Source organism: Mycobacterium sp. TH-M103, assembly GCF_057473785.1.
Genome location: NZ_JBYCLG010000155.1, coordinates 25,517 through 34,014 on the forward strand (window position 1 = coordinate 25,517; position 8,498 = coordinate 34,014).

Annotated in this window: 8 protein-coding genes and 1 pseudogene; 6 read left to right on the top strand and 3 right to left on the bottom strand. The window is 72.6% G+C overall.

All coding sequences use genetic code 11. The annotated features are described in order from the left end of the window. The first annotated feature begins 39 nt into the window (after positions 1 to 39). Genes AC2VOR_RS08810 through AC2VOR_RS08820 form a run of 3 tightly spaced genes read left to right on the top strand, consistent with a single transcriptional unit; the run spans position 40 to position 2,006 of the window. Entirely contained in the window at positions 40 to 984 is a 945-nt protein-coding gene (locus AC2VOR_RS08810; protein WP_369741687.1) for a DUF5914 domain-containing protein, read from the top strand. Beyond that, positions 981 to 1,385 (top strand): DUF2784 domain-containing protein, encoded by a 405-nt coding sequence (locus AC2VOR_RS08815; RefSeq protein WP_369739637.1) that lies wholly within the window; start codon positions 981 to 983, stop codon positions 1,383 to 1,385. Before AC2VOR_RS08810 ends, AC2VOR_RS08815 begins: the two co-directional genes overlap by 4 nt. Positions 1,386 to 1,439: 54 nt before the next feature. Further along, complete coding sequence (locus AC2VOR_RS08820; protein WP_369739638.1) at positions 1,440 to 2,006, top strand: MarR family winged helix-turn-helix transcriptional regulator; 567 nt, start codon at positions 1,440 to 1,442, stop codon at positions 2,004 to 2,006. Here the strand turns inward: AC2VOR_RS08820 and AC2VOR_RS08825 are convergent. Genes AC2VOR_RS08825 through AC2VOR_RS08835 form a run of 3 tightly spaced genes read right to left on the bottom strand, consistent with a single transcriptional unit; the run spans position 1,947 to position 4,809 of the window. Beyond that, positions 1,947 to 3,245 (bottom strand): glycosyltransferase, encoded by a 1,299-nt coding sequence (locus tag AC2VOR_RS08825; protein ID WP_486963620.1) that lies wholly within the window; start codon positions 3,243 to 3,245, stop codon positions 1,947 to 1,949. The genes AC2VOR_RS08820 and AC2VOR_RS08825 overlap by 60 nt on opposite strands. A 14-nt stretch (positions 3,246 to 3,259) precedes the next feature. After that, the gene (fni, locus tag AC2VOR_RS08830) at positions 3,260 to 4,303 is read right to left on the bottom strand and encodes a type 2 isopentenyl-diphosphate Delta-isomerase (protein WP_369739640.1); all 1,044 of its coding nucleotides are present in this window, start codon (positions 4,301 to 4,303) and stop codon (positions 3,260 to 3,262) included. Next, complete coding sequence (locus AC2VOR_RS08835) at positions 4,300 to 4,809, bottom strand: MarR family winged helix-turn-helix transcriptional regulator (RefSeq protein ID WP_369739641.1); 510 nt, start codon at positions 4,807 to 4,809, stop codon at positions 4,300 to 4,302. Before AC2VOR_RS08835 ends, fni begins: the two co-directional genes overlap by 4 nt. Before the next feature lie 58 nt (positions 4,810 to 4,867). On the opposite strand from AC2VOR_RS08835, the gene AC2VOR_RS08840 reads away from it, so the two are divergent. The 3 genes and pseudogenes from AC2VOR_RS08840 to AC2VOR_RS08850 all read left to right on the top strand — a co-directional run. Continuing rightward, entirely contained in the window at positions 4,868 to 6,976 is a 2,109-nt protein-coding gene (locus AC2VOR_RS08840) for an MMPL family transporter (RefSeq protein ID WP_486963621.1), read from the top strand. Continuing rightward, positions 6,973 to 7,451: pseudogene (locus tag AC2VOR_RS08845) on the top strand (TspO/MBR family protein). The gene AC2VOR_RS08840 and the pseudogene AC2VOR_RS08845 overlap by 4 nt, the downstream one beginning before the upstream one ends. Positions 7,452 to 7,466: 15 nt before the next feature. Then, a partial coding sequence (locus AC2VOR_RS08850; protein WP_486963622.1) for a cryptochrome/photolyase family protein occupies positions 7,467 to 8,498 on the top strand: 1,032 nt, incomplete at its 3' end.

Here is an 8,498-nt window from a genome sequence, read left to right on the forward strand (position 1 = left end):
CGCCTGCGTGGGCGCTGGCCCAAAGACTGGCCGCTGCAGATGGTTCCGCGGGTGGCGTGGACGAAGCAGGAACCCACCTACCGCGAGGCCAGGCCGGACGTCATCGACGCCGCGCTGGCGCGGTCGAAGCGCAGGCCGACCGGCAACTGGTTCGTGTTCGCGGCCAGCCGCGACGTGGGCGCCGGCCGGCCGCTGGGCGCCCGGGTCGGCGGGGTGGAACTGGTCGCCTGGCGCGACCGGCGGGGCCTGCTGCGGGTCGGTCCCGCCGGTTGCCCGCACCTGGGGGCCGATCTCGCCACCGGGATCGTGCGCGACGGTGTCTTGTTCTGTCGCTGGCACGGTCTGGCCCTCGACGGCGAGCGCTGCGAGTTCGGTTGGCGGCCTTTGCCCGCTCACGACGACGGCGTGCTGGCGTGGGTGCGGCTCGATGCCGTCGGCGGCGAGGCGCCGCTCGACGCGCCGGTGATCCCGCTCAGACCGGCCGGGGGCACGCTGGCGGCCGTCACCCGCCTGGACGGCAGCTGCGAACCCTGCGACGTCATCGCCAACCGGCTCGACCCGTGGCACGGTGCATGGTTTCACCCGTATTCGTTCACCCGGCTCGAGGTGCTCGCCACCCCGACCGAGGAGGACGACCGCTTCCTGGTGTCGGTCACCTTCCGGATGGGCCGGTTCGGGGTGCCGGTGATCGCGGAGTTCACCACCCCGGAGGCGCGCACCGTGCTGATGCGCATCGTCGAGGGCGAGGGAACCGGAAGCGTCGTCGAAACCCACGCCACCCCAACCGGTCCCGGCCCGGACGGGCGCCCCGGTGTCGCCGTGGTCGAGGCCACCGTCGCGACGTCGCAACGCCCCGGGTTCGCGGCCGCACGCCGCGCCGCCCCGCTGGTCACGCCGCTGATGCGCTATGCCGCCACCCGGCTGTGGCGCGACGACCTGGCCTACGCCGAACGCCGCTACCGGGTGCGCACGGGCGCTCGATGAAGAACCCGCATGCCGCGGTGGTGGCCGCCACCGTCGGCGCACACCTCGGGTACCTGATCTACCTGCCCAGCGGCGGCTTCCTGGCGTTGCGCTGGCCGCGCACCATCTGGCTGCACGTGGCAACGGTCTGCTGGGGCGCCGGCGTCGTGGCGCTCGGGTGGTCGTGCCCGCTGACGCGGCTGGAACGGTGGGCCCGGGACCGGGCGCGGATGGCTCCGCTGCCTGAGGGCGGGTTCATCGACCGCTACGTCGCGGGCGTGTGCTACCCGGCGGGCCGCACCGAAGCCGCCCAGGCCCTGGCCTTCGCCGCGGCCGCCACCTCCTGGATCGCCGTGGCCGCGGCGAAGGCCAGGCCGCGGGGCGCCGGCAGCCGACTTCCGCCACACGGCGGGGCGCATTAGGTCTTTCGACGACTGCGCCGATACCCTGGTACTTCTGATGAAGGATGCGGGTAGGTGACCAAGCGCCGCGCACAGAACCCACCGCCCGGCCGGACCGAGCTGGAAAAGCAGCTTTCGGCCGACATGCGGGAGATCACGGCGCAATCCGACCGCATCGGCCGGCACTTCGCCCGGACCAACGAGGTGAACAGCAACGACTTTCACGCCCTGCTGCACATCATGGTCTCCGAGACCGCCGGAAAACCGCTGACGCTGGCGCAGCTGGGTCAGCGGATGGACGTCTCGCCCGCGGCGATCACCTATCTCGTCGACCGGATGATCGAGTCGGGTCACATCCGGCGCGAACCCGACCCCGACGACCGCCGCAAGTGGCTGCTGCGCTACGAGAATGGCGGCATGGAACTCGCGCGCGAGTTCTTCACGCCGCTCGGCAAGCATCTGTCCGCCGCGATGGCCGATCTGAGCGACGACGACCTGCGCGCCGCCCACCGGGTCTTCACGGCGATGATCGAAGCGATGGGCAATTTCCAGGACGAGCTCGCCCCCGAGCCCGGCCGACGGTCAGCCGACATCGGGCGACACGCTGCGGCCCCGCGCCGGCGGCAGGTCAACCCGCGGTAGCCCCGGCGAAACCCCCTGTAGCAAGCGCTTTTCGATTAGGTCCGCGCCGCGCGCCACACCGCCGGTCGCGGCGAAGCCGGCCGCCACCCGGCGCGCGCCGTCGGCCATCGCGATCGCCGTGCGCACCGCCTCCCGCAGCCGGGCGGCAGTCAGCCTCTTCGCCGGCAGGCGGACGCCGCAGCCGGCCACCTGCACGCGGCGCGCGACCTCGGCCTGGTCGCGGCCGAAGGGCACCACGCAGACCGGGATGCCGCGATCGAGGGCCTTGACGGTCGTGCCCATGCCCCCATGGGTGACGGCGCAGACCGCGCGGTCAAGGACCACACCGTGATTCACAAACCGGCACACCGTCGCGTTGGGCGGCTGCGGCAGCGCGGGGGGCACGCCGGCGGGAAAGGTGGCGACCACGTGCACCGGCTCGTCGGCCAGCGCCTGCAGGGCGATACGGCCGAGCCGGGAGTCGGCCTGGGCGATCGAGGACGTGGTGACCAGCACGACCGGGCGGTCGACGGCGGCCATCCAGTCCGGTACGGCCACCGGGGCCGGCTCGAACTCACAGGCGCCGATGAAGTGCACGGCATCACCCCAGTCGGGGTGGGGATACTCGAAGGGCTCGCCGCCGACGGCCAACAGCAGCGGGGCGCGGCGCATCAACGCGTCCACCGAGTCGACCGCCGGCACACCGAGATCCGCGCGGACTGCGTTGACCCGCGGCATGACCCGGCGGTCGAAGAGGTGGGTCACGAACGGGCGCATCGACGCGTCGCGGACCGCACCCAGGACACCGGGCAGCGGCCGCAGGCCGGGGCCGAACGGCGGAGCACTGCGCGAGCGCAGGTAGGGGGTGAACGGCGAGAACACCAGCCAGGGAACACCGGTGGCTTCGGCCAGCGACATCGCCCCCCAGCAGTTGGCGTCGACGATGACCGCGTCGGGCCGCAGCCTCTCGATCCCGCGGCGCAGGTCCTCGACTTCGATGACTGCACGCCGGCACAGGACGTCGATCGTTTCCCGCAGGACGTCCAAGGCGTTGCGCGCCAGCCAATCCCGCCCCGTGATGGCCTCGATCCGCGGGTCTACGGCCTCGGTGTGTATCCCGAGCCTGCCCATGGCGTCGACGTCGGCGGCCAGGGTGCGCAGGTGCACCGCGTGGCCGCGGCCGGCCAGCTCCCGCAGCAGGGCTCCCATCGGGTACAGGTGCCCCAGTGCGGGGGACCCGTACGCCAGAATCACCGCCATGCGCGTTCCCGCCGTCAGGTGTCGGTCAGGCAGACGGAACGCAGGGCCCGCAGATCCGGTGCGCCGCAGCCGTGCAGGCACACCCGCAGCTCGTCGATGAACCGCTGCAGCCACGCCGTCGCCGCGTCCGCGGACTCGATCGCCGCGGGTAGCAGCGGGCGCGCGATCGCCACCACGTCGGCACCCAGGATCAGCGACTTGGCCGCGTCCATGCCGCTGCGGATACCGCCCGAGGCCACCAGCGGGATGTCCGGCAGGGCGGCGCGCACCTCCCGGATCGCCTGCGCGGTGGGTATGCCCCAGTCGGCCAGGTCCGGGTAGCGCAGTTCGCCGTAGCGGACCAGCTGCTCGACGCGCGACCACGACGTGCCGCCGGCGCCGGCCACGTCGATGGCGGCCACCGGCGGCGCACCCGAGAGCCGCAACAGATCGGCGACCGCCGCTCCGCCGAGGCCGTGGCCGACCTCCTTGAGCAGCACCGGATAGCCCAGCAGGTCGCTCAGGTCGTGCAGGCGGTCAAGCGACCCGGAGAAATCGGTGTCGCCGCCCCGCTGGACGGCCTCCTGAAGCGGATTGGTATGCACCGCAAGCGCATTGGCTCCGACACGGTGCAGGGCCCGGACGATGTCGGGCACCGCGTCCTTGGTCAGCTGGGCCAGGCCGATGTTGCCGAACAACAGCACGTCGGGCGCCACGTCGCGCACGGCGAAGCTGGAGGCGGCGGCCTCCCCCAACACGCTGTCGAGCATCACGCGCTGCGAGCCGAGCATCATGCCGATGCCAAGTCGCTGTGCGGCGGTGGCCAGATTACGGTTGATGGTTGCAGACAGCTCGGCGCCGCCGGTCATGGCGCCGACCAGCACGGGCGCCCGCAACGGCGCGCCGAGGAACTCGGTGGAAAGGTCGATATCGTCGAGATTGGTCTGGGTCAGCGCGTTATAGGGCAGGCGGTAACGCTCCAACCCCGTCGTGACGCCCCGGTAGTCGACGTCGCCGTCGAGGCACACGTCGATGTGGCGGCGCTTGCGCGTGGTCATCTCGCCCCGATCCATCCTCATGTGACACCCAAGTCGGCGCGCGCGACTTCCAGGTCGTCGAGGAACCGTCGCATCGCCATGATAAGCGCGGTCAACACCCGGTGCCCGGCGATCAGGTCGTCGTCGGGCAGGTCGGCCATGGCGGCGTAGGTATGCGCGGCCAGCGGGGTGAAGAAAGCCTCGGCGATGTCCCTGTGTTCGCCCGAGTACCGCAGGATGACCTTGCGGCGGTCGGAGGGGTCGGATTCGCGCCGCAGGTGACCGGAGTTGATCATCCGCTCGACGAGGTAGGTGATGGCAGCCGCGGACAGACGCATTTTGTCCCGCAGCTCTCCCGACGTCAGCGGGGCGCCCTCGCTCTCGGCCACCAGTATGTGCACCAGGGCGCGGAAATCGCTGGGGTGCACCTGGTGGGAGGCCGCGAAAACCCGCCCCAACTGGTCGGATTCGGCCGCAAGAGCGCGCGCGTCGGCCGCGATCAGCGCTTCGAGTCCCATCCGCTCCGGGGCACTCCGATCCGGGTTCATCAGAATGCCAGCGTACAGCGACCACGACTAGTCGTTAATTGGATTAATGTTTAAGTTAATGAAACTCTCGGGCTGGGACGCAGTGGCGGCCACGGTGACGCGCCGGCGATCGTGGCTGCCCGGGCTGGCCGCGGTGCTGCTGGGCGTCGGCGTGATGGTGCTCGTCGGCGGCAACGCCGCGGCGGGCCGGGCACCGCAGTCGGTGCCGGCCGCCTCCGACTCCGCGCGAGTCGCCGCCCTGGCCCGCCAGTTCCCGTGCGGTGACCGGGTGCCGCTGATCCTCGTCGTCACCCGCGCCGACGGGGCACCGCTGGACGCCGCCGACGTCTCGGCGGCCCGGGCGGCCGGCGCGCGGATGCGGGCGGCCACCGGGCCCGGCGCGCCCGCCGCAGCCGCGCCGCCGATGGTGTCGGCCGACGGCAGGGCGGCCCTCGCAGTGGCGCCGGTGAGCGCCGACCTGTCGGGCCTGGAGTTGGACAAACAGGTCGCCGCCGCACGTGCCGCCGCCCGCGACGGCCTGCCGGCCGGCCTGCGGGCCCATGTCACCGGGGGCCCGGCGTTCGGCGCCGACATCGCCAACGCGTTCACCGACGCCAACGTCACCCTGCTGGCGGTGACCGCGGCGGTGGTCGCCGTGCTGCTGGTCGCCACCTACCGCTCGCCGGTGCTGTGGCTGGCCCCGCTGCTGGTGATCGGATTCGCCGATCGGGTCGCCACGGCGGTGGGCACCGCGGTGGCGAGGCTGACCGGGCTCAGCTTCGACGGCTCGACCGCCGGGATCACCAGCGTGCTGGTGTTCGGGGCGGGCACCAACTACGCGCTGTTGCTGATTTCGCGCTACCGCCAGGAACTCCGGCGCCGAAGCGCGCACCCGGATCACCGGGAAGCGCTGCGCCGCGCGGTACGCAGGGCCGGGCCGGCCATCGTGGCCAGCAACGCCACGGTGGTGCTGGCGTTGCTGACGCTGCTCTGCGCGTCCACCCCCAGCACCCGCAGCCTGGGTGCGCTGGCAGCGTGCGGCCTGCTCGTCGCCGCGGTCTCCGTGCTCGTGGTGCTGCCGCCGGTGCTCGCGCTGTGCGGACGGCGACTGTTCTGGCCCTTCGTTCCGCGGCCGGCGGGCCACGCCCGCGAGTCGGGCCCCTGGCTGCGGGTGGCGCAGTGGGTCGACCGGCGTCCCGCCGTGGTCGCCGCGGTCGCGATCACGGCGCTGGCGGCCCTGGCCACGGGACTGCTGGGCACCCGGATCGGGTTGTCCCAGACCGAGCAGTTCCGGGTCCGGGCGGACTCGGTGGCCGGCTACGACGTCGTGGCCGCGCACTTCCCGGCCGGCCTGGTCAACCCGACCCTGGTCGTCGCGCCCACCACGCGGGCGCCGCGCGTGCAGCGCGCCATCGACTCGACCCCCGGGGTCGTCTCGGCGACCGAGTCGGGCCGGTCACCCTCGGGGCTGACCGAGTGGTCGGTGGTGACCGACGCTCCGCCCTCATCCGATCGTGCCTTCGAAACCGTTGCGGCGCTGCGGCATTCGACGAAGGAGGCCGACCCAGGCGCGCTGGTGGGCGGGGCCGACGCGCAGGCCCTCGATGTTCGCGACGCCGCCACCCGCGACCGCCGGGTGCTCGTCCCGGCGATCCTGGCCGTGATCCTGGCGGTGTTGTACGCGCTGCTGCGCTCGGTGCTCGCACCGCCGATCCTGCTGGGCGCGACGATCCTGGGCGCCCTGGCCGCGCTCGGCGCCGGCGGCTGGTCCAGCAGCCACGTCTTCGGGTTCCCGGCGCTGGACAACAGCACGCCGCTGTTCGCGTTCCTGTTCCTGGCCGCCCTGGGCGTCGACTACACCATCTTCCTGGTCACCCGCGCCCGCGAGGAGGCCGCGCGGCACGGCGCTCGCGACGGCATGGTCCGCGCGGTGGCGGCCACCGGTGGCGTGATCACCAGCGCGGGAATCGTTCTGGCGGCGGTCTTCAGCGTGCTGGGGGTGCTGCCGTTGATCGTGCTGACGCAGCTGGGCATCATCGTCGGCCTGGGAATCCTGCTCGACACGTTCGTCGTGCGCACCCTGGTCATCCCCGCGCTGTTCGCCCTAGCCGGTGCGCGCATCTGGTGGCCCGCCGATCCCGTCCGTACCGAAAGCGTTGCACCCCAACAAGAACGGAGCACAGCATGAACAAGTCGATACTGGCCGGCACCTCGCTGGCCGTCGCCGCCGCCGCCGGCACCGGGAGCGTCGCCAGCCCGAACCGGGTACCCGCGTGGTACTCGCGGCTGCGCAAGCCGCGCTACCAGCCGCCCGGGGTCGCGTTCCCGGTGGTGTGGACCAGCCTCTACGCCGACATCGCGGCCACGTCCGCGGTGGTGATCGACCGGTTCCGCGCGGCCGGACAGCACGAGGAGGCGCGCGCCTACGCCGCCGCGCTCGGCGTCAACCTGACGCCAACGCCGGCTGGAGCTGGCTGTTCTTCCGGTACCACAAACTCGGCGCGTCCGCCGTGGGCGCCGCGGTCCTGGCGGCCAGCAGCGCCGACCTGGCCCGGCGTGCCGCGCAGGCCGACCCCCGGGCCGGGCTGGCGCTGGCGCCCTACCCGCTGTGGTGCACCTTCGCCACCGTGCTGGCCACCCACATCTGGCGACTCAACCGCTGAGCGGCGCGCCGAAAGATGCCGAAACTGTTCTGGTTTCGCCGCGACCTGCGACTGTCTGACCACCCGGCGCTGGCCGCCGCGGCGGCCGACGACGGCGAGGTGCTCGCCTGTTTCGTGCTCGATCCGCGACTGGAGGCGTCGTCGGGGCGGCGCCGCCTGCAGTTCCTGGGCGACTCCCTACGCCGACTGCGCGAGGACCTGGACGGCCGGTTGCTGGTCACCCGCGGACGGCCCGAGGAACGGATCCCCCGGATCGCCGGAGAGATCGGCGCGACGGCCGTGCACATCTCGGAGGACTTCGCACCGTTCGGGCGGCGCCGCGACGAGCGGGTCCGCGCGGCCCTGGACCCGGTGCCACTGGTGGCCACGGGCTCGCCGTACCTGGTGTCGCCGGGACGGGTCACCAAGCCCGACGGCAGCCCCTACCGGGTTTTCACGCCGTTCTTCCATCGGTGGCGCGACGTCGGTTGGTGGGGACCCGCCCGTTCCGGCGCCGAGCCGGCGCGCTGGATCGATGCGGCGAACGTGGGTATCGAGCAGTGCGAGATCCCCGACCCGGGCGCCGCGCTCGACCTCGCCGCCGGGGAACGCGCGGCCCTGGTGGAGTGGGAGGCGTTCGTCGCGGACGGGCTGCGGCGTTACGCCAAGGACCGCAACCGGCCCGACCTCAATGGCACCAGCCGGATGTCGGCACACCTGAAGTTCGGCACCATCCATCCGCGCACCCTGGCCGCCGACCTCGACCTGCGGGGCAGCGGAGCGCAGGCGTACCTGCGGGAGTTGGCATTCCGCGACTTCTACGCCGACGTGCTGTACCAGTGGCCGGCCAGCGCCTGGAGCAACTGGAACGGCGATTTCGACGGCATCCGGACGGACAGCGGGATCGCGGCGAAACGCCGCTTCGAGGCGTGGAAGGCGGGCGAGACCGGGTTTCCGTTCGTCGACGCCGGAATGCGCCAGCTGCGCGAGACCGGCTTCATGCACAACCGGCTGCGGATGGTCGTCGCGTCGTTCCTGGTGAAGGATTTGCACCTGCCGTGGCAGTGG

Excerpts from the sequence above, each read along its gene's own strand:
- AC2VOR_RS08810 (WP_369741687.1), top strand. The coding sequence starts at position 40 with ATGGTTCCGCGGGTGGCGTGGACGAAGCAGGAACCCACCTACCGCGAG.
- AC2VOR_RS08815 (WP_369739637.1), top strand. The coding sequence starts at position 981 with ATGAAGAACCCGCATGCCGCGGTGGTGGCCGCCACCGTCGGCGCACAC.
- AC2VOR_RS08825 (WP_486963620.1), bottom strand. The coding sequence starts at position 3,245 with ATGGCGGTGATTCTGGCGTACGGGTCCCCCGCACTGGGGCACCTGTAC.
- fni (WP_369739640.1), bottom strand. The coding sequence starts at position 4,303 with ATGAGGATGGATCGGGGCGAGATGACCACGCGCAAGCGCCGCCACATC.
- AC2VOR_RS08835 (WP_369739641.1), bottom strand. The coding sequence starts at position 4,809 with ATGAACCCGGATCGGAGTGCCCCGGAGCGGATGGGACTCGAAGCGCTG.
- AC2VOR_RS08840 (WP_486963621.1), top strand. The coding sequence starts at position 4,868 with ATGAAACTCTCGGGCTGGGACGCAGTGGCGGCCACGGTGACGCGCCGG.